The 18,979-nt window shown below is 68.3% G+C and carries 21 protein-coding genes and 1 pseudogene; 11 read left to right on the forward strand and 11 right to left on the reverse strand.

All coding sequences use genetic code 11. The features are described 5' to 3' along the window. Window positions 1-169: 169 nt before the first annotated feature. Complete coding sequence (gene fbaA, locus ABD206_RS06605; protein ID WP_344070609.1) at window positions 170-1,198, forward strand: class II fructose-bisphosphate aldolase; 1,029 nt, start codon at window positions 170-172, stop codon at window positions 1,196-1,198. Between the two features lie 88 nt (window positions 1,199-1,286). Here fbaA and ABD206_RS06610 read toward each other — a convergent pair whose 3' ends face one another. Genes ABD206_RS06610 through ABD206_RS06620 form a run of 3 tightly spaced genes read right to left on the reverse strand, consistent with a single transcriptional unit; the run spans window position 1,287 to window position 3,472 of the window. Further along, entirely contained in the window at window positions 1,287-1,838 is a 552-nt protein-coding gene (locus tag ABD206_RS06610; RefSeq protein ID WP_344070611.1) for an MOSC domain-containing protein, read from the reverse strand. 12 nt (window positions 1,839-1,850) lie between these two features. Further along, window positions 1,851-2,414 (reverse strand): DUF6264 family protein, encoded by a 564-nt coding sequence (locus ABD206_RS06615; RefSeq protein WP_344070613.1) that lies wholly within the window; start codon window positions 2,412-2,414, stop codon window positions 1,851-1,853. Continuing rightward, window positions 2,411-3,472 (reverse strand): 4-hydroxy-3-methylbut-2-enyl diphosphate reductase, encoded by a 1,062-nt coding sequence (locus ABD206_RS06620; protein WP_344070615.1) that lies wholly within the window; start codon window positions 3,470-3,472, stop codon window positions 2,411-2,413. The genes ABD206_RS06615 and ABD206_RS06620 overlap by 4 nt, the downstream gene beginning before the upstream one ends. A gap of 55 nt (window positions 3,473-3,527) precedes the next feature. Here ABD206_RS06620 and xseA point away from each other — a divergent pair, with 55 nt between their 5' ends. From xseA to ABD206_RS06650, 6 genes and pseudogenes are all read left to right on the forward strand, one after another. Further along, window positions 3,528-4,856 (forward strand): exodeoxyribonuclease VII large subunit, encoded by a 1,329-nt coding sequence (gene xseA, locus ABD206_RS06625; protein ID WP_344070617.1) that lies wholly within the window; start codon window positions 3,528-3,530, stop codon window positions 4,854-4,856. Between the two features lies 1 nt (window position 4,857). Next, window positions 4,858-5,103, forward strand: coding sequence for an exodeoxyribonuclease VII small subunit (locus ABD206_RS06630; protein WP_344070619.1), 246 nt, complete (start codon window positions 4,858-4,860; stop codon window positions 5,101-5,103). Continuing rightward, entirely contained in the window at window positions 5,103-5,744 is a 642-nt protein-coding gene (locus ABD206_RS06635) for a DUF4245 family protein (protein WP_344070621.1), read from the forward strand. Before ABD206_RS06630 ends, ABD206_RS06635 begins: the two co-directional genes overlap by 1 nt. 35 nt (window positions 5,745-5,779) lie before the next feature. Beyond that, a complete protein-coding gene (locus ABD206_RS06640) occupies window positions 5,780-6,379 on the forward strand; it encodes a carbonic anhydrase (protein ID WP_425561180.1) in 600 nt (199 codons plus the stop codon). Window positions 6,380-6,400: 21 nt separating this feature from the next. Further along, on the forward strand, window positions 6,401-7,795 hold the full coding sequence (locus tag ABD206_RS06645; protein WP_344070625.1) for a class II fumarate hydratase: 1,395 nt from the start codon (window positions 6,401-6,403) through the stop codon (window positions 7,793-7,795). Between the two features lie 170 nt (window positions 7,796-7,965). Further along, window positions 7,966-8,244: pseudogene (locus ABD206_RS06650) on the forward strand (winged helix-turn-helix domain-containing protein); the annotation flags it as partial. 25 nt (window positions 8,245-8,269) lie between these two features. Here the strand turns inward: ABD206_RS06650 and phoH2 are convergent. The 3 genes from phoH2 to ABD206_RS06665 form a co-directional block, all read right to left on the reverse strand. Next, window positions 8,270-9,637, reverse strand: coding sequence for an RNA 5'-3' helicase PhoH2 (gene phoH2, locus ABD206_RS06655; RefSeq protein WP_425561164.1), 1,368 nt, complete (start codon window positions 9,635-9,637; stop codon window positions 8,270-8,272). A gap of 203 nt (window positions 9,638-9,840) precedes the next feature. Further along, window positions 9,841-10,965, reverse strand: a complete 1,125-nt coding sequence (locus ABD206_RS06660; protein WP_344070627.1) for an aminotransferase class V-fold PLP-dependent enzyme — start codon at window positions 10,963-10,965, stop codon at window positions 9,841-9,843. Window positions 10,966-11,051: 86 nt separating this feature from the next. Further along, window positions 11,052-11,831, reverse strand: coding sequence for an isoprenyl transferase (locus tag ABD206_RS06665; RefSeq protein WP_344070629.1), 780 nt, complete (start codon window positions 11,829-11,831; stop codon window positions 11,052-11,054). A gap of 129 nt (window positions 11,832-11,960) precedes the next feature. Here ABD206_RS06665 and trhA point away from each other — a divergent pair, with 129 nt between their 5' ends. Continuing rightward, window positions 11,961-12,644: a PAQR family membrane homeostasis protein TrhA gene (trhA, locus tag ABD206_RS06670; RefSeq protein ID WP_344071450.1), complete on the forward strand. Its 684-nt coding sequence runs from the start codon at window positions 11,961-11,963 to the stop codon at window positions 12,642-12,644. 3 nt (window positions 12,645-12,647) lie between these two features. On the opposite strand, the gene ABD206_RS06675 is transcribed toward trhA, so the two are convergent. Then, entirely contained in the window at window positions 12,648-12,896 is a 249-nt protein-coding gene (locus ABD206_RS06675; protein WP_344070631.1) for a hypothetical protein, read from the reverse strand. A 72-nt stretch (window positions 12,897-12,968) separates the two neighbouring features. On the opposite strand from ABD206_RS06675, the gene ABD206_RS06680 reads away from it, so the two are divergent. Continuing rightward, a complete protein-coding gene (locus ABD206_RS06680) occupies window positions 12,969-13,397 on the forward strand; it encodes a DUF4307 domain-containing protein (RefSeq protein WP_344070633.1) in 429 nt (142 codons plus the stop codon). A gap of 85 nt (window positions 13,398-13,482) precedes the next feature. Then, the gene (greA, locus tag ABD206_RS06685; RefSeq protein WP_344070635.1) at window positions 13,483-13,974 is read left to right on the forward strand and encodes a transcription elongation factor GreA; all 492 of its coding nucleotides are present in this window, start codon (window positions 13,483-13,485) and stop codon (window positions 13,972-13,974) included. Window positions 13,975-14,018: 44 nt separating this feature from the next. Here the strand turns inward: greA and ilvA are convergent, their stop codons facing one another. Beyond that, window positions 14,019-15,245, reverse strand: a complete 1,227-nt coding sequence (gene ilvA, locus ABD206_RS06690) for a threonine ammonia-lyase (protein WP_344070637.1) — start codon at window positions 15,243-15,245, stop codon at window positions 14,019-14,021. Continuing rightward, window positions 15,242-16,435 (reverse strand): AI-2E family transporter, encoded by a 1,194-nt coding sequence (locus ABD206_RS06695; RefSeq protein WP_344070639.1) that lies wholly within the window; start codon window positions 16,433-16,435, stop codon window positions 15,242-15,244. The genes ilvA and ABD206_RS06695 overlap by 4 nt, the downstream gene beginning before the upstream one ends. A 50-nt stretch (window positions 16,436-16,485) precedes the next feature. Between ABD206_RS06695 and ABD206_RS06700 the strand changes: the two genes are divergently transcribed. Continuing rightward, window positions 16,486-17,397: a hypothetical protein gene (locus ABD206_RS06700; RefSeq protein WP_344070641.1), complete on the forward strand. Its 912-nt coding sequence runs from the start codon at window positions 16,486-16,488 to the stop codon at window positions 17,395-17,397. Between the two features lie 80 nt (window positions 17,398-17,477). Here the strand turns inward: ABD206_RS06700 and ABD206_RS06705 are convergent, their stop codons facing one another. After that, complete coding sequence (locus ABD206_RS06705; RefSeq protein ID WP_344070643.1) at window positions 17,478-18,365, reverse strand: M48 family metalloprotease; 888 nt, start codon at window positions 18,363-18,365, stop codon at window positions 17,478-17,480. A gap of 21 nt (window positions 18,366-18,386) precedes the next feature. After that, on the reverse strand, window positions 18,387-18,956 hold the full coding sequence (locus ABD206_RS06710) for a LemA family protein (protein ID WP_344070644.1): 570 nt from the start codon (window positions 18,954-18,956) through the stop codon (window positions 18,387-18,389). Window positions 18,957-18,979: the final 23 nt, after the last annotated feature.

Below are 18,979 nucleotides of genomic sequence, written 5' to 3' on the forward strand. Positions count from 1 at the left end.
AGCCGCCGTCTTGCTCTCCGCAGCGGCCGAAGAAAGTGCGATTCTTAACATTTTCTGCAGCGCGGCGATTTGCGCGACCACCGGCGATATTGCCGGTCCGGCCGCCTCCCCGCACCGTCGTCGGGCTCGGTAGAGTGACCAGGAACCCTCATCGACAAGGAGCACACACATGCCCGTCGCAACCCCCGACCAGTACGCCGAGATGCTCGACCGCGCCAAGGCGGGCGGATTCGCATACCCCGCGATCAACGTCTCGAGCTCACAGTCGATCAATGCCGTGCTGCAGGGTCTGACCGAAGCCGGCTCGGACGGCATCCTGCAGGTCACGACCGGCGGCGCCGACTACTTCGCCGGTCACACCGTCAAGGCTCGCGCCACCGGCGCCCTGGCCATGGCCAAGTTCGCGACCGAGGTCGCCAAGAACTACCCCATCACGGTCGCCCTGCACACCGACCACTGCCCCAAGCCTGCGCTCGATGACTTCGTGATGCCGCTGCTGGCCGCGTCCGAGGAGCAGGTCAAGGCCGGCGGCGAGCCGATCTTCCAGTCGCACATGTGGGACGGCTCGGCCGTGCCGCTCGCGGAGAACGTCGAGATCGCCAAGGAGTTGCTCCCCCGTCTCAAGAACATCAACGCGATCCTCGAGGTCGAGATCGGTGTCGTCGGCGGCGAAGAGGACGGCGTCAAGCACGAGGGCACCAACGACGCGCTGTACACGACCACAGGAGATGTCGCGCAGGTCGTCGAGGCCCTCGGGCTCGGCGAAGCCGGCCGCTGGATCGCCGCCCTGACGTTCGGCAACGTCCACGGCGTTTACAAGCCGGGCAACGTCAAGCTCAAGCCGGAGCTGCTCGGTGAGATCCAGGAGGGCATCGCCGCGAAGTTCGGCACCGGTGTCAAGCCCCTCGACCTCGTCTTCCACGGCGGCAGCGGCTCGACCGATGAAGAGATCGCATTGGCCGTGGCCAACGGTGTCGTGAAGATGAACATCGACACCGACACCCAGTACGCCTTCACCCGCTCGGTCGCCGGTTTCATGTTCAGCAACTACGACGGCGTCCTCAAGGTGGACGGCGAGGTCGGCAACAAGAAGGCATACGACCCACGCGCCTGGGGCAAGATCGCCGAGTCGGCGATGGCAGCCCGTGTCATCGAGGCGACCCAGCAGCTGGGCTCCGCGGGCCAGTCCAAGAGCTGAGCCGCTGACGCAGCGCCAGATCGATCGGATGCCTCGACCTCAGGGTCGGGGCATCCGTCGTTCACGGAGACCATCCGCGCGTCGAGGCCTATGCCGGATCGACGTAGCGATCGAGCAGCCCCGGCGCGTCATCCGGCCGGTGGATGACGATGATCTCGTCCCCGGCCTGCACCCGACCGTTCTTGACGACGCGGAGGTACGGGCCCAGGCGGCGCTCCGCGGAGAACCGCTTCACCCAGCCGCGCTGCGCGTCTCCCCCCACCCAGCGCGCGAACGTCTGGCAGGGAGTGCGCGGCATCGTGACCTCGACCTCAAGACTCTGTCCGATGCGCCAGCGCTCCCCGACGCGGGTGTCGTTGACGTCGATCCCCTCGGTGCGCAGGTTCTCCCCGAAGAAGCCCGGCGGGAGTTCTCTGTCGAGCTCACTCTCCCAGTACTCGGCGTCTTCCTGCGCATAGGCGTACAGCGCCTTATCGACCCCACCGTGGTGCTTGCGGTCGGCCTGCACGTCGGCGTAGACGCCGTACGGCCCCACCCGGACCGCACCGTGCACCGCCCGCTTGTCGATCGCGGTCGTACCGACGGTGCCCGAATCCGGCAGCAGCTGGTGTACGACGCAGACAGCGAGCACGCTCGGCATGGCAGGTCCCTTCTAGCCCAGTGAGGCGACGTAGTTCGTGAAAGCGGGATCGGACATGAGCGGGATCATGACCACGATGCCGAGCGCGATGTGTGTGACAACGGCTCCCAGCAACGGAATCCACCACGCTCGCTTGTGCGCCAGGACGGCACGCACGGCGAACCACGCAGTGACCGCGAAACCGACGACGAGGGTGACGGCTGCAGTCGCGCCCCACATTCCGGCGTTCCCCGTGTCGCTGAACGAATCCGGGATGCCGATGACGGCGTAGACGGTGTCCGCATAGGTGGCGAAATCCAGCAGATCGAAGGCCGCCACCACGACGTTGACCAGCCCGTAGGCGAGCAGCGCGAAGGTGATGATCCGATCGATCGATCCGGACCGCTCCTGCGCCGCCGCATCCGGGGCGGCGCGCACCACCGACGGGACCGCCGCATCGTCGGGTGCGGCACCGGCATCGAGCGAGAGCGTGACATCCGGCTTCTGGATGCGCGCGCGCTGTTCCTCGGGTGTGGCGTACACCCCGTAACGCGGCGCGGGCCGTTCCTCGGGTACGTCGCCGGCGTCCTGCGTCACGAGCGCACCCTGCCGCCGCGAGCGCGCGCGTCGCGCTGGCCGGTCGAGTCCTGACGCAGCTCCTTCGGAAGCGAGAACATCAGGTCCTCTTCAGCCGTGCGCACCTCTTCGATATCGCGATAGCCGGCGTGGGCGAGGTCTTCGAGCACCTGCTGGACGAGCACCTCGGGAACGGAGGCACCGCTGGTCACTCCGACACTGCGCACGCCGTCCAGCCACGCCTGCTCGATCTCGTCGGCGTAGTCCACGCGGTACGCGGCCTTGGCGCCGTACTCGAGCGCGACCTCCACGAGGCGCACCGAATTGGAGGAGTTCGCCGACCCCACGACGATGACCAGGTCCGCGTCGGTGGCGACCTTCTTGATCGCGACCTGACGGTTCTGGGTCGCGTAGCAGATGTCGTCGGAGGGCGGGTCGTGCAGCTCGGGGAACCGATCGCGCAGGCGACGGACGGTCTCCATCGTCTCGTCGACCGAGAGCGTCGTCTGCGAGAGCCACACCACCTTGCTCGGGTCCTTCACCTGGACGGTGTCGGCTTCCTCGGGAGAGTTGACGATCGTCACGTGATCGGGTGCCTCCCCCGCGGTGCCCTCGACCTCTTCGTGGCCGAGGTGGCCGATCAGGAGAATCTCGAAGTCGTCGCGCGCAAAACGCACCGCCTCGCGGTGGACTTTCGTCACGAGCGGGCACGTCGCATCGATCGCCTGCAGGCCCCGGTCGGCCGCGGATTCCACGACGGCGGGCGACACCCCGTGGGCGCTGAACACGACGTGGGCTCCGGGCGGGACCTCGTCGACCTCCTCGACGAAGATCGCCCCCTTGGCCTCGAGCTCGGTCACGACATGGATGTTGTGGACGATCTGCTTGCGGACGTAAACCGGCGCTCCGAAGCGGTCCAGGGCCTTCTCGACGGCGATGACCGCCCTGTCCACACCCGCGCAGTATCCCCGGGGTGAGGCCAGGAGCACCCGTTTGGCGCCTGCCACCGGGATATCCTGAAGTCGCTCACGCCGCCGCGGGACGCGGGGTACGGGCAGATGGATCGCGGGAGTGCTCACCCGATCGATTCTACGGGCGCGGTCTGTGGACGGGCCGAGCCAGCCGAAAGGGATCATGACGACGTTTCGCCCCGAGCCGGCCGCTGGTCAGGCACCGCCGCCGGACGCCGTGCATCCGCGCGACTCGGCACCCGAGTCTCCGACCTCGGTCGCCCGGCTGGGAGACACGATCCGCGGCTTCATCGAGACCTGGGGGTCCGTGTGGGTCGAGGGTGAGATCACCTCGTGGAACACCCGCTCGGGCAACGTCTTCGGCAGGCTCAAGGACCTCACCACCGATGCCACGATCTCGATCCGCATCTGGTCGAGCACCCGTCAACGCCTCCCTGCCGATCTCGCGGTCGGCGACCACGTCGTCGCGTGCGTCAAGGCCGACTACTACACACGGTCGGGCGACCTGTCGTTCGGCGTGTCGGCGATGCGCCACGTGGGCCTGGGCGACCAGTGGGAGCGGCTGGAGAAGTTGCGCGCCCAGTTGCGGAGCGAGGGGCTGTTCGATGCGAGCCGCAAGAAGCCGCTGCCGTTCCTGCCACACCTGATCGGCCTCATCACCGGCGAGCGCTCCGACGCCGAAAAAGACGTGCACCGCAACGCCGAGCTGCGCTGGCCGCGCGTCCGGTTCCGCACCCAGCACGTCGCCGTGCAGGGGGATCGGTCAGTCCCCGACATCCTCGCGGCCCTGGCCGCGCTGGATGCCGACCCCGAGGTGGACGTCATCATCATCGCCCGCGGCGGCGGCGACCCACAGACACTGCTGGGGTTCTCGGATGAGCGCCTCGTGCGGGCGGTGGCGGCGGCATCCACCCCGATCGTCAGCGCCATCGGGCACGAGAACGACCACCCGATCCTCGACGACGTGGCAGACCTTCGCGCGTCGACCCCCACCGATGCCGCCAAGCGTGTCGTCCCGGACGTCTCCGAACAGCTGGCGTTGGTGACACAGCTGCGTGCCCGCCTGCGCGGTCGGGTCACGACCCGTGTCGCGCACGAACTCGCCCAGTTCGAGCAGCTGCGCACCCGCCCGGTGCTGCGCGATCCCGGTGCGGCGATCGACCAGCGCGCCCAGCACATCGAGCTGCTCGTCGCACGCGGTCGCGACCGCGCCGAGCGGGCGATCGCCGCCGGTGCGCGCCAGACGGCAGAGCTTCGCGCCGCCGTCCGCGCGCTCTCCCCCGCGGCCACTCTCGCCCGCGGCTACGCGATCGCCCACCACGACCACGGCGTCATCGTGCGCGACGCTGCGCAGGTCCCCACCGGAACCGCGGTGACCGTGACGGTCGGGCGTGGCTCGTTCGCCGCGCGCTCCGAGGGCGAGATCGCCGAGTCCCGCACGGCCGGCACCCCTGTCCCACCTCACGCCGAAGAGAACACCGACCAGCCGTAGGATGGAAGCCATGACGGGTACGAACGACGCCGCCACCGCCGGCATCGACGACCTCTCGTTCGAACAGGCCCGCGACGAGTTGGGGCGCGTCGTCGCCGAGCTCGAGCAGGGCGCCCCCACGCTGGAGCAGTCCCTGGCGCTGTGGGAGCGCGGCGAAGCACTGGCCGCGCGCTGCGAACAGTGGCTGATGGGCGCCAAGCAGCGCCTGGATGCCGCCCGCGACGCCGCCGAAGGCGGAGAGGCCTGATGGCCGGCGAACCCCGCGTCGTCGCGGAGCTCGGCCGCCCCGAGACACCGGATGAGACGGCTGCCCGTAAGGCGGAATCCTCTCGGGTCTACCGATCCAGTCAGACCACCCGCAACCTCATCGCGGCTCTGCTGATCACCCTCGGCGTGGTCGCGATCGTGATCTTCGCCGTCCCCCGCGGCGAACCGGCTCCCGCGGAGCCGATCGACGTTGCGGCCGTCGCCGCACAGGTCTCGACGACCGTGGGTTCGGTCGCCGTCGCGCCGGTCGTCCCCGACGAGTGGCTCGTCAACGGCGCAACCCTCGTGGATGACGCTCCCCAGGTGTGGCAGATCCTCTACGTCCCCGACGAGTCGGCCGGGTTCGTCCGCGTCGCGCAGGGCTTCGGCGCTGATGCGGCCTGGGCCTCGCGCGAGCTCAGCGGTGCGGAGGAGGCCGGGACGATCGTCATCGATGGTGTGACCTGGACCGAGTACGACATCCCCGATGCCGCCGTCGCCGGCAACATCTCGGCCGCGATCAGCACCGAGGCGGGGCCCGACACGATCCTCGTCTATGGCTCCACCTCCAGCGAGACCCTTCGCACAGTCGCCGACGGACTGAGCGCCGACATCATGACCCTTCAGGAGGAGTCCGAGTGAGCGAACACGGCACACCCGCCGAGGTGTGGCAAAGCATGCAGCGGGGCAATGTCCGTTTCGTGACGGGAGAACCCGCACACCCGCACCAGGACGTGCAGCGCCGTCACCAGCTCGCGCAGGGGCAGCGCCCCCGGGCCGCCCTGTTCGGCTGCGCCGATTCGCGACTGGCCGCGGAGATCATCTTCGACCAGGGCCTCGGAGACCTGTTCGTCGTGCGCAACGCGGGTCAAGTGATCTCGGATTCCGTCGTCGGCAGCCTCGAATACGCCGTGGCCGTCCTCGAGGTCCCGCTGATCGTCGTGCTCGGCCATGACGAGTGTGGTGCGGTCGGCGCCGCGATCGACAGCACCGCCGCCGATGCTCCGCCCCTGCCCGCGCACATCTGGCGTCAGATCGCCCCGATCGTTCCGGCCGTCCGGCGCGTCATGCGCGCCCACCCGGGCGCGGCGATCGATGCCGAAGAAGTCGGACGGGAGCACCTGCGCGACACCGTCGCCGAGCTGCTGCACTCGTCGGAACTCATCAGCGAGGCCGTCGCCGAGGGCCGTCTCGCAATCGTGGGGGCGAACTATCGCCTCGCCGAGGGCACCGCCGTGCCCGACACCATCCTGGGCGCCGCGACGGCGGACGCTTGACCACGCGAAGGGAACAACGACGTGACTGACACCGAATACCGCATCGAGCACGACACCATGGGCGAGGTGCGCGTCCCCCTCCATGCGCTCTATGCCGCCCAGACCCAGCGGGCGGTCGAGAACTTCCCGATCTCGGGTGACACGCTCGCCCCCTCGCAGATCGTCGCGCTCGCGCGCATCAAGAAGGCCGCCGCCCTGGCCAACAAGGAGCTCGGCACGCTCGACGGGGCCATCGCCGATGCCATCGCCGCGGCCGCGGACGAGGTGATCGGCGGCGCCCACACCGATCAGTTCCCGATCGATGTGTACCAAACCGGCAGCGGTACCTCGACGAACATGAACATGAACGAGGTCCTCGCCACCCTCGCCTCGCGCCTGCTCGGGGCCAAGGTGCACCCGAACGACCACGTCAACGCCTCGCAATCCTCCAACGACGTGTTCCCGACGTCGGTGCACGTCGCCGTGACGCAGGAGCTCATCGACGACCTGATCCCGGCGCTGGACCACCTCGCGGTGGCACTCGAAGAGAAGGCCGAGCTGTGGAAGGACGCCGTCAAGTCGGGACGCACCCACCTGATGGATGCCACGCCCGTCACCCTGGGTCAGGAGTTCGGCGGCTACGCCCGTCAGATCCGCCTCGGCATCGAGCGCGTACAGGCCACCATCCCGCACGTGGCCGAAGTCCCGTTGGGCGGCACCGCCGTGGGCACCGGCATCAACACCCCGAAGGGGTTCCCCCAGAAGGTGCTGGAGCTTCTGGTCGCCGAGACCGAACTGCCGATCACCGAAGCCAAGGACCACTTCGAGGCCCAGGCCAACCGCGACGCCCTCGTCGAGGTCTCGGGGGCTCTTCGCACGATCGCGGTGTCGCTGACGAAGATCAACAATGACCTGCGCTGGATGGGCTCGGGTCCCAACACCGGCTTCGCCGAGATCCGCATCCCCGACCTGCAGCCGGGATCGTCGATCATGCCCGGAAAGGTCAACCCGGTCGTCCCCGAGGCCACGCTCATGGTGTGCGCGCGTGTGATCGGCAATGACGCGACCGTCGCATGGTCGGGCGCCTCCGGCTCGTTCGAGCTCAACGTCGCCATCCCGATCATGGGGACCGCGGTGCTGGAGTCGATCCGCCTGCTCTCCAGCTCGATGCGCGTGCTCGCCGACCGCACGATCACCGGGCTCGAGGCGAACCTCGAGCGTGCGGCCGCGTACGCCGGCATGTCGCCCTCGATCGTCACGCCGCTGAACAAGCTGATCGGCTACGAGGCCGCCGCCAAGATCGCCAAATACAGCGTCGCCGAGGGCATCACGATCCGCGAGGCCGTCGTGGCGCTGGGTTACATCGAGCGCGGCGAACTGACGCTCGAGCAGCTCGATGAGAAGCTCGACCTGCTGTCGATGACCCACCCGGGCTGAGTCTCTCCCGCACGATCGACGCCGAAGGGCCCGCCTGCTTTCCACAGGGGCGGGCCCTTCGGCACGTCTGTTGCGGATGCGCGCCCCGTAGTCTCGCCGCATTCATTCGGCAGTCGGGGGCAAGGATGACGCAGGACCGGAGAGCGGTGCCCACCGTCGGGCATGGGGATGTACTCACGTTCGGGGACGTCCGCCTGGACCTGACGGCGATGCGGGCCAGCGTGGGCGGCCAAGAGGTCGAACTGTCGTTGCGTGAATTCGCTCTTGCGGCACACTTCCTGCGACATCCGGGAGTCGTCCTGACCCGGTCTTCCCTGCTGCGGGAGGTATGGCACTTGGACTTCGATCCCGGGTCGAACGTGGTCGATGTCTACGTCGGATACCTGCGCGCGAAGATCGGCGCCGACCGGATCACCACGGTGCGTGGGGTGGGCTACCGGTGGGGATGAGTCATCCCCACCGGTAGCAGCCACGTCAGGACAGCTCGCCCGACTCCAGCAGATCGGTGACCAGAGCCGCGATCGCAGAGCGCTCCGAGCGCACCAGGGTGACGTGTCCGAAGAGGCCCTGGCCCTTGAGGGTCTCGATGACCGAGGCGACGCCGTCGTGACGTCCGACGCGCAGGTTGTCGCGCTGGCCGACATCGTGGGTGAGCACGACACGGGAGTTCTGCCCGATGCGGCTGAGCACCGTGAGCAGGACGTTGCGCTCCAGCGACTGGGCCTCGTCGACGATCACGAAGGCATCGTGCAGAGAGCGCCCGCGGATGTGGGTCAGCGGAAGCACTTCGAGCAGTCCCCGCTCCACGACCTCCTCGAGGACGTTGCCCGACACGACCGAGCCGAGGGTGTCGAACACGGCCTGCCCCCAGGGGTTCATCTTCTCGGCCTGGTCGCCGGGCAGGTATCCGAGCTCCTGCCCGCCGACCGCGAACAGCGGACGGAACACGATGATCTTCTTCTGCTGCTGCCGCTCGAGGACCGCTTCGAGCGCGGCGCACAGCGCCAGCGCGGACTTTCCGGTTCCGGCACGTCCACCGAGAGACACGATCCCCACCTCGGGGTCCAGCAGCAGGTCGATCGCGATCCGCTGCTCAGCCGAACGTCCGTGCAGACCGAAGACCTCGCGGTCGCCGCGCACCAGGCGGAACTCCCCGTCACCGGACACCCGGCCCAGAGCCGATCCCCGCTCGGAGTGCACGATCAGCCCGGTGTTCACCGGGAGTCCCGTCACCTGCGGGCTCGAGGCGACTTCACTCTCGTACAGGTCGCTGAGTTCGTCACCGGAGACGTCGATCGTCGTGATCCCGGTCCAGCCGGAGTCGATCGCCTGCTCGGCAAGGTATTCCTCCGCCGAGATGCCGAGCGAGGCGGCCTTGACCCGCATCGGGAGGTCTTTCGAGACGACGACGACCTCGAGCCCGTCTGAGGCGAGGTTGGCCGCCACCGCGAGGATGCGGCTGTCGTTGTCGCCCAAGCGCATCCCCGAGGGGAGAACGTCGGGGTTCGTGTTGTTCAACTCGACACGCAGCGTCCCGCCGTCCCCGACCGGGACCGGGAAGTCGAGCCGCCCGTGCTCGACACGCAGTTCATCGAGATGGCGCAGGGCCTGGCGGGCGAAATAGCCGATCTCCGGATCGTGGCGCTTGCCCTCGAGCTCGGTGATGACGACGACCGGAACCACGATGCTGTGTTCCGCGAATCGGAAGAACGCGCGCGGATCGCTCAACAGCACCGACGTGTCGAGCACGTAGGTGGTCAGCGCCTGATCCTGCTCAGCATCTTCGATCCGGTGGTCGCGTCCGACCGACTGGTCCTGTGCCTGTGCTGCCCGTGTGGTCACAACCCACTCCCGCCCCGGGTGGGAATCCCGGTACCCAGCGAGTCGACCAGGGGTCTCGAGTCGCGATCCTGACGGCCGACCCGGACAGGCGCCTTGCCCGTCGCTCTGACCGTACGACGGCCCGCGCCCCCACCGAAAAGCGACACGCTGTGCCGGCGGTTACGACGAAGTAAATTCCCGCGCACGCGCGCCGGCGCGCTCCGCTACCAGCTGCGCATCGCGGCGAACGCCGTCAAAGCACCCTGGAACATCTCCAGGGTCTCGTCATCGGTGCCGGCGTGCGCCGACACCCGGATCGTGCCGCCGCGCGCCGTCGTGGTGACACCGGCATTGGCCAACTCCGCGGACAACGGCCCGGCATCCTGCGCCTCGGGCACGAGGGTCACGATCCCCGCGCGGTACTGCTCCTCACGCGGGGTGAGCACAGCGATGCCCGCCTCGTCCGCGATCTCGATGACGCGGGTCGCGCGGGCCGCGACCGCTGCGGCGACCTCGTCGATCCCGGCATCCTGGATCTCGCGCAGTGCCGTGCCCAGACGCGCGGATGCGAGAGAGTCGGCCTTCGAGACCAGAAAGGCGCGGGCATCGGTGACCGGCGCGGTGACCTCGTCCACCGGCAGCCCGCCCTCGGCTCCGACGTAGCCGGAGAGGACGGGGGTGATCCGCTCCATCGCGCGGTCGCTGTAGCTCGCGACGCCGGTGCCGTGACCGGCGCGCAGCCACTTGTAGCCGTTCGCGCACACCACGTCGGCGCTCGCGTAGTCCGCATCTACGACACCGAGCCCCTGGATGGCGTCGACGATCAACAGGCGATCGCCGATCACGTCACGGATGGCGGACAGGTCGGTGAGGTAGCCCGTGCGGAAGTCCACAAGGCTCACGGCGACCGCGGTGACCTCTTCGGTCAGCGCGTCGCGGATCACTTCGGGCGACATGAATCCGCGGTCGGGCTCCACCCAGTGCGCGCTCACATCCGCGCCACAGGCTTCGGCGCGCGTGACCGCAACCGTGAGCGAGGGGAATTCGGCTCGCGAGAGCAGCAGGTCCCCCGAGAGCCCATAAATCGCCTGCTGCAGGCCATGACTGGCCGAGGGCTGGATGACCACCTGGTCTTCGCGCACGGCGAGCATTGCCGCAGCGGTCACGCGGGACTGGTCGACGTGCTCGTTGACCAGGTCGACGCTGCTGCGCCTGCCCGTACCCAGCAACTCGGCATCCGCGTGCACCTCGCTGCGCACCTCGGGTGAGAGCGGACCGAACGCCGCCCAGTCCAGGTATCCGGGCTGTTCGTCGAACGAATCGACGTAGGACTCAAGTTGACCGGCCACGAACTCATCTTGGCACGCGGCCTCGGCGCCCGCGACGGGGCCACCGCGCGATCAGCTTCCGCAGCGGGGCGTCCGGCGCCGCGCGATCAGCTTCCGTAGCGACGGTCGCGACGCCCATAGTCGCGCAGTGCGCGTAGGAAGTCGACCTCGCGCAGGTCCGGACCCAACGACTCCACGAAGTAGAACTCGCTGTGCGCGCTCTGCCACAGCAGGAAGTCGCTGAGGCGCTGTTCTCCGGAGGTGCGGATGACCAGATCGGGATCCGGCTGTCCCCCCGTGTAGAGGTGCTCTCCGATCTGCTCGGGGGTGAGGCTGGCGGCCAGCTCCTGGATCGACCCCCCGTCGCGATCGTGCGCGGCGATGATGCTGCGCACGGCGTCGACGATCTCGCTGCGCCCGCCGTACCCGACGGCGAGGTTCACGTGCAGTCCGCGGTTCCCCGCGGTGCGGTGCTCCGCAGCCTCGAGCACCGCCACCAGCTCAGGAGGGAGGAGGTCCGCGCGGCCCACGTGCTGGATGCGCCAATCGCGCACCCGTGAGAGTTCATCGGCGAGGTCGGCGATGATCTCGATGAGGTCCGAGAGCTCCGCCGAGTCGCGCTTGCGGACATTGTCGGTCGAGAGCAGGTAGAGCGATACGACCTTGACGCCCAAGTCGTCGCACCACTCGAGGAATTCGCGCATCTTGGCCGCGCCCGCGCGGTGGCCGTGCGCGGCGCTGTCGAAGCCGAGCTGCTTGGCCCAGCGGCGGTTGCCGTCGATCATCATCGCGACGTGGTGCGGCACGCTCTGCGGGGTCAGCTGACGTCGCAGCCGTGAGATGTAGAGGCGGTAGAGCGGTCCCTTGCCTCGGCTGGTCGAGGTCACACGGCAACGTTACTCCTGCCCGATCATCACACCCTCACAGCCCGCGTACGGGTGGCGGCATACAGCGGACCGTAGGCTCGGAGCGTGAGCGGCCACGAACAGACCACCGATGCACTCGACGGTGCGCCCATGCCCCAACTCCCCCTGCTGGAAGCGCCAGCTCCGACGGAGCTCAAGCCTTCCTGGCGCGGGTGGATCCATGCCGGAACGTTCCCGGTGGCGATCGCCGCGGGCATCGTGCTGATCGTGCTCGCCCAGGGCACGGCCGCCAAGTGGGCGGCGGCGGTTTTCATGGCCACGTCGCTGCTGCTGTTCGGCAACTCCGCGCTCTACCACCGCTTCAACTGGAAGCCGACCACCAAGGCGGTCCTCAAGCGCATCGACCACGCCAACATCCTCTTGTTGATCGCGGGCACGTACACCCCGCTCGCGGTGCTGGCCCTCCCCAGCCCGGCCTCGATCATCCTGCTGTCCCTGGTCTGGGGTGGTGCGATCCTCGGGATCTTGTTCCGCGTCTTCTGGATCGATGCGCCGCGCTGGCTGTACGTCGCCCTTTACCTGCTGCTCGGATGGGCGGCGGTCATGTACATCGTGCCGCTGTTCCAGGCGTCCGTCGCGATGATGGTCCTGGTGATCGTGGGCGGCCTGCTCTACACGCTCGGCGCGGTCGTCTATGCGCTCAAGCGCCCGAACCCGTGGCCGAACCACTTCGGATTCCACGAGATCTTCCACGTCTGCACGGTGCTGGCGTTCCTCTGCCACTGGGCGGCGTGCCTGATCATTTCACTGCACCCCGCGTTCAACGGCGGCTGAGCCTCACTGCGACGGCGTGGGGTCGTCATCACCGTCCGTCGATGCAGCCTGCTCGGCATCCAGCTCATCCCGGATGTCGGCACGCACGCGCCCGCGGCGGATACGCCGCATCATGTCCCAGACCAGCAAGATGACCACCACGGCGAGCACCGCGATGATCGCGAAGCCCCAGGGACCTGGCGTCACAAGGTCGTCGTCGACGGTCGCGGACGGGCTGGGCACGGCAGTGAGGGCCGCCAAGAGTGCGAACATGCAGGGTGTCTCGATTCGGGGATCCGGGCAGTTAGCCTGGAAGTCCAGACTACGTCCTCACCCCGAACCCAGATGACCCCCGCCCCCACCGCCGCTCAGTCCGATCAGGACCGCATCGCTGCCAAGCTCGATGCGCGCTACGGACGCACCCGGACGACCCGATCTCGCTGGCTCGCGGGGGTGGGAATCGCGATCGTCGCCGTGGTCGTGGTGTGGTTCGGCTGGATGACCGTCGCGTCCTCGATGAACACCGTCACCGCCGATGCGACGGGGTTCACCGTCGACAGCGCGCACGCGGTGACGGTGTCATTCCGCGCGACCGTCACCCCCGGCAGCGAGATCGCGTGCGCACTGGAGGCGCAGGACGAGGAGCACGGCGTCGTGGGCTGGAAGATCGTCGTGATCCCGCCGTCGGAGGAGCACACGCGCGCCTTCGTCGAGTCGATTCCGACCATCGCGGAGGCGACCACGGGTTTGGTCAACTCCTGCTGGGTGACGTAATCTGACCAGACCGTATCCACCTGACGCCCTGGCGCTGCCGGGGCGTCTTGCCATATCTGCGCCCGACCGTACCAAGGAGATTGCTATGGCCAGCGACACCCAGGTGAGTTTCCTCACCCAGGAGGCATACGACCGCCTCGCCGCCGAACTCGAGCACCTGTCGACCACGGGACGCCAGGAGATCGCCAAGCGCATCGAGGCCGCCCGCGAAGAGGGAGACCTCAAAGAGAACGGCGGATACCACGCAGCCAAGGACGAGCAGGGCAAGCAGGAAGCTCGTATCCGCACACTCCAGGCCTTGCTGAAGAACGCCAAGGTCGGCGACGCTCCCGAGAGCAACGGCGTCGTGGAGTCCGGCACGGTCGTCACCGCAGTCATCGCCGGCGGTGAAGAGGTGTTCCTCCTCGGCCACCGGGAGATCGCCGGCGGCACCGATCTGGACGTCTACAGCGAGGCCTCACCGCTGGGTGCGGCGATCCTCGGCATGCGCGAAGGCGACTCAGGCTCGTACACGGCGCCCAACGGCCGTCAGATCACCGTCGAGATCGTGAAGGTCGAGACCTACACCGGGCAGTGACCGCGGCGGATCAGCGCACTGTGCGCCGATCCGCACGAGAGGGCTCAGTCCTCGACGACCTGCACCGAGAAGCCCGCGGACTCGAGCGTCGCGATGACGTGGGCACGGTGCTCCTCACCACGCGTCTCGACGCTGAGCTGGAGGACGACCTCACTGATCTGAAGGCCCTGGCCGTGACGGGTGTGCAGCACCTCGATCACGTTCGCGCCGGCCAGCGCCAGCAGCTCCGACACGCGCGCGAGCTGACCCGGGCGATCGGGCAGCGGCACGCGCATGGTCATGTAGCGTCCCGACGCGGCCAGACCGTGCGCGACGACGCGCTGCAACAGCAGCGGGTCGATGTTTCCGCCCGAGAGGACCAGGGCCGTGGGTCCGGTCGCGGTGACCTTCCCGGCGAGGATCGCGGCGACGCCGACCGCTCCCGCGGGCTCCACCACCTGTTTGGCGCGCTCCAGCAGCACCAGCAGGGCGCGGGCGATGTCATCTTCGGTGACGGTGACGACCTCGTCGACCAGCTCGCTGATGATCTCGAACGGCAGGTCTCCGGGCCTGGCGACCGCGATGCCGTCCGCGATCGTGGGACGGGTGTCGACCTCGACCGGGTGGCCGGCCGCGAGCGAAGCCGGGTAGGCGGATGAGTTCTCCGCCTGCACGCCGATGATGCGGATATCCCGCCCGGCCGCGGCGGCGCGCGCCTTGGCGGCTGCGGCGATACCGGCGATCAGTCCTCCGCCGCCGATTCCCACGATGATGGTCTCGACATCCGGCATCTCTTCGAACAGCTCAAGGCCCAGCGTGCCCTGCCCGGCGATGATGTCGGGGTGGTCGAAGGGATGGATGAGCACGGCGCCGGTGCGCTCGGCGAACTCCGCCGCCAACCGCAGCGGCGTCTCCACCGTCGCGCCCTCGAGGATGACATCTGCTCCATAGCCACGGGTGGCCAGGAGCTTCGGTACGGGGACACCGAGCGGCATGAAGATCGTCGCCGGGATGCCGAGCGACTGTGCCGCGAGCGCGACACCCTGTGCGTGGTTGCCCGCGGAGGCGGCGACGACACCACGGGCGCGCTCGGCCTCGGTGAGCTGGGACAGGCGGTTGATGGCACCACGGATCTTGAAAGAGCCGGTGCGCTGCAGGTTCTCGAGCTTGAGGGCGACGGGCACCTCGAGAAGCTCGGAGAGGAAGAGCGACTCGTCCAGGGGCGTGCGGCGGATGACGCCGGCGAGGGTCGCCGCGGCGTCCTCGAAATCGGCGAGGGTGGGGATGCTCACCTGCCGATTCTCCTGGTGCGGGGAACCGTCGACCAAATCAGGTCGGGTGTGGGCGGGGCGGCGCCGGTCTCCCAGGACCTGTTGCCGAGATAGACGGCGACGACGTTCACGAAGGCAGCCAAGGGCACGGCGAACAGCGCTCCCGGAATGCCGGCGATGAGCGCGCCACCGGCGACCACGAGGACGACGGCGAGGGGATGGACCTTCACGGCCGATCCCATCAGCAGCGGCTGCAGGATGTGACCCTCGATCTGCTGCACGCCGAGCACCACCACGAGCATCCAGAGTGCGATCCACGGACCGTTGTAGACGAGCGCGAGGAACACGGCGAGAGCACCGGTCAGGACCGCACCGACGATCGGGATGAAGGAACCGAGGAACACCAGGACGCCGATCGGGATCGCGAGCGGCACACCCAGCAAGAACGCGCCGAGGGCGATGCCGACCGCGTCGATGGTCGCGACCAGCAGCTGGGTGCGCGCGTAGTTGGCGACGGTGACCCATCCGGCGCGTCCCGCGCCGTCCGCTGCCGGGCGCGCCGCCTTCGGGAAGAGCCTGGTCGTCCAGCGCCAGATTCCGGCGCCGTCGGCGAGGAGCGTCAAGAGGATGAACAAGGTCAGCAGGGCGCCGGTGGCGACATGGCCGACGGTCGTGCCGATCGCCAGCGCGCCCGACCACAGCAGTTCCGCCTGCTGCTGCAGGAAGGTCCATGATGCCGCCAGCATGTCGTCGATCTGCTGCGCGCTCAGATGGAGCGGCCCATCGATCAGGTAGTTGCGGAACTGCTCGATCGCCTCGATCGTGCTGTCGCGCACCGACGTCCATTGCAGCGTGATCTGCCAGATCGCGAGCCACAGCAGACCCGTGACGATCGCGAGGGTCCCCACGACCGTGACGACGATCGCCAACCACTTCGGGAAGCGCAGACGCACCATCGCCGAGAAGGCGGGCCACACGAGCGCGGTGATCAGGATCGCGATGAGCATCGGGATCACCAGGAGCTTGAGCTGGATGACGAGCCAGATCGCGACACCCGCCGCCGCCGCGATCACGAGGAAGCGCCACGAGTAGGCCGCTGCCACGTGGAGGCCGGCGGGAATGGTCTTGGCGACCTCGGAGGAGACGATGCGGCGGCGGTCACGCAGCGCATCGAAAAGGGAACCGCGGGGCTTGTCGTCCGGGGTGCTCATCCGCTCAGTCTAGGCGCCGTCCGTTCGGGCGCGCCGGGTAGCGTGGGGGCATGAGGCGACGCACGGTGATCGGCATCGTCGCTGCGGCGACCCTCGTCGTGGCGGCAGGCGGCTTCGGCGCCTGGTTCGCCCTGCGCCCCTCTGGTCCCGGTGCTGCGGCGCAGAACTACCTGGGCGCACTCGCTGCCGCCGACCCGGCATCGGCCGTGCAGGCACTGGCCTGCGACGGCACCGACAGCACCACCCTCATCGGCGCGTTCGCCGGCGTCACCGAGACCATCACCGATCCCACCGTCGGTGAGGTCATCGAGCAGCAGGAGAGCGCGCGAGCGACGGTGGCGTATTCGCTCGACGGCCAGTCCCGAGAGGCGACGCTCTCCTTGGTGTCGACGGCCGGCGTCTGGCGAATCGCATGCGACGGGCTGGGCGCCCTGGAGGTCTCGACGACGCACGGCGACACGATCGCTGTGGGAACGCAGCTTCTGGCCGCGGACACGACCGTTGCGGTGCTTCCCGGCGGCTACGACATCACCGCCGCTCCGGTCGGCATCCTGGAGGGCACCGCTACGGCCGCCGTCCCCATCGGCGCTGTCACGCCGGTGTCGCTTGACTCGACTCTCTCCCCCGCGGGACGGGACGCCGCCGCAGCCCAGGTGCAGGCGTACATCGACGCGTGCGCGGCACCGGCGGCGACGGTTCCGCCCAACTGCGGCATCCGGGTGCCGTGGGCCGCCGACCTCGCCACGCTGGAGTCAATCGCGTTCCGTATCGAGACCGCGCCGACGCTGACGCTGTCGGACGATCTGTCGAGCTTCGACGCCACCGACGGCGTGATCGTGGCCACCGCGACCGGCACGACCCGCGCCGGCGCGCAGGCCTCGTTCACCTATCGGGCCGATGACTGGGCCCTGCGCGGCACGATCACCTTCACCGGCAACGAGATGACGCTCGCCGTCGGCTGACCCCCCTCAGCCGAGTTGCACCTCCCCCAGCCGAGTTGCACTTCACCTGGCCGAGTTGCAACTCCCCCAGCCCAGTTGCCTCAGAATTCCCCGCCGATCTTGTGCAGGCGCGCGACCCGGTCGGGGATCGGAGGATGGGTGGCGAACAGTCGCGAGAAGGTCGTCGGGCGCAGCGGGTTGGCGAACCAGAGGTGCGCCATCGAGGTGTTCTCTTTCTTGAGGGGCTGCGCGTGCTCCTGCAGCTTCGTGAGGGCGGAAGCGAGACCGTCGGGATCACGCGTCGTGAGCGCACCCGTGGCGTCGGCGAGGTACTCGCGCTGGCGGGAGATCGCGGCCTGGACGATGGCGGCCAACAGCGGCGCGACGATCGCGGCGACCAGTCCGAAGATGAGGAAGAACACCTGGGACTGCTGGTTGTTCGAGCGGCGCAATCCGCTGAAGAACGCCATCCGCAGCATCATGTCCGCCAGGATGCCGATCGCGACGACCAGACCGAAGACGATCATCGACACCCGGATGTCGTAGTTGCGGATGTGTCCGAGCTCGTGGGCGAGCACACCCTCGAGTTCCCGGTCGGTCATCAGCTCGAACAGGCCGGTGGTCACCGTAATCGCCGCCTTCTCGGGCGTACGCCCCGTCGCGAACGCGTTGGGCGCGGCATCCTCGATGACGTAGAGCTTCGGCATCGGCGTGCCGGTCGTGATGCACAGGTTCTCGACGAGGCGGTAATACCTCGGCGCCTGCTCCTGCATCACCTCGAAGGCACCCGACATCGCCAGCGCCTCACGGTCGGCGGCGAAGTACTGGATGACCGCGTAGCCGATCGCGAAGATCAGGATGAACGCGGTGATCCACCAGTTGTTCTCCATGAGCCACCCGGCCAGGAGACCGATCGCACCGATGCCCAGCACGAACAGGATGAGGATGAACCACGTATTGCGCTTGTTGCGCGCGATCGCGCTGTACACGAGACGGCCCGACCGGGTCGACTAGAACTGCACGCGCGGCGGCTCGGAGATGGCTGCGCCGTCGACGACCTCGAAGAACTCGCGCTCGTGGAAGCCGAGGTTCTTGGCGAACATGTTGTTCGGGAACACCTTGATCTTGGTGTTGAGCTCGCGCACACCACCGTTGTAGAAGCGGCGGGAAGCCTGGATCTTGTCCTCGGTGTCGACGAGCGCCTGCTGCAGCTGCAGGAAGTTCTGGCTGGCCTGCAGCTGAGGGTAGGCCTCGGCCACCGCGAACAGCGACTTCAGCGCCTGCTGCACATGCCCTTCGGCGACACCTGCCTCGGCTGGTCCACCCGCGGACAGCGTCTCGGCGCGCGCCTGCGTGACGTTCTCGAAGACCGCCTTCTCATGGGCCGCGTAGCCCTTGACCGTCTCGATCAGCCCAGGGATCAGGTCAGCACGCCGCTTGAGCTGGACAGTGATGTCGCTCCAGGCCTCGTCGACGCGGACGTTGAGCTGAACGAGCGAGTTGTATGTCGCCCACAGGTAGATACCGACGATGGCGACGAGCGCCACAATGACAAGAACCGGTATCAACCACTCCCACATGCGCCCCATCCTACGCACTCCGT

The sequence above is a fragment of the Microbacterium sediminicola genome, from assembly GCF_039531125.1.
GTDB lineage: Bacteria > Actinomycetota > Actinomycetes > Actinomycetales > Microbacteriaceae > Microbacterium > Microbacterium sediminicola.

What these genes read in the sequence shown, in the direction of transcription:
- ABD206_RS06680 (WP_344070633.1), top strand. Translation starts at nt 12,969, where the DNA reads ATGACCCCCGCCCCCACCGCCGCTCAGTCCGATCAGGACCGCATCGCT.
- greA (WP_344070635.1), top strand. Translation starts at nt 13,483, where the DNA reads ATGGCCAGCGACACCCAGGTGAGTTTCCTCACCCAGGAGGCATACGAC.
- ABD206_RS06635 (WP_344070621.1), top strand. Translation starts at nt 5,103, where the DNA reads ATGGCCGGCGAACCCCGCGTCGTCGCGGAGCTCGGCCGCCCCGAGACA.
- ABD206_RS06695 (WP_344070639.1), bottom strand. Translation starts at nt 16,435, where the DNA reads ATGAGCACCCCGGACGACAAGCCCCGCGGTTCCCTTTTCGATGCGCTG.
- ABD206_RS06640 (WP_425561180.1), top strand. Translation starts at nt 5,780, where the DNA reads ATGCAGCGGGGCAATGTCCGTTTCGTGACGGGAGAACCCGCACACCCG.
- ABD206_RS06630 (WP_344070619.1), top strand. Translation starts at nt 4,858, where the DNA reads ATGGAAGCCATGACGGGTACGAACGACGCCGCCACCGCCGGCATCGAC.
- trhA (WP_344071450.1), top strand. Translation starts at nt 11,961, where the DNA reads ATGCCCCAACTCCCCCTGCTGGAAGCGCCAGCTCCGACGGAGCTCAAG.
- ABD206_RS06700 (WP_344070641.1), top strand. Translation starts at nt 16,486, where the DNA reads ATGAGGCGACGCACGGTGATCGGCATCGTCGCTGCGGCGACCCTCGTC.
- xseA (WP_344070617.1), top strand. Translation starts at nt 3,528, where the DNA reads ATGACGACGTTTCGCCCCGAGCCGGCCGCTGGTCAGGCACCGCCGCCG.
- ABD206_RS06710 (WP_344070644.1), bottom strand. Translation starts at nt 18,956, where the DNA reads ATGTGGGAGTGGTTGATACCGGTTCTTGTCATTGTGGCGCTCGTCGCC.
- ABD206_RS06610 (WP_344070611.1), bottom strand. Translation starts at nt 1,838, where the DNA reads ATGCCGAGCGTGCTCGCTGTCTGCGTCGTACACCAGCTGCTGCCGGAT.
- fbaA (WP_344070609.1), top strand. Translation starts at nt 170, where the DNA reads ATGCCCGTCGCAACCCCCGACCAGTACGCCGAGATGCTCGACCGCGCC.
- ABD206_RS06675 (WP_344070631.1), bottom strand. Translation starts at nt 12,896, where the DNA reads ATGTTCGCACTCTTGGCGGCCCTCACTGCCGTGCCCAGCCCGTCCGCG.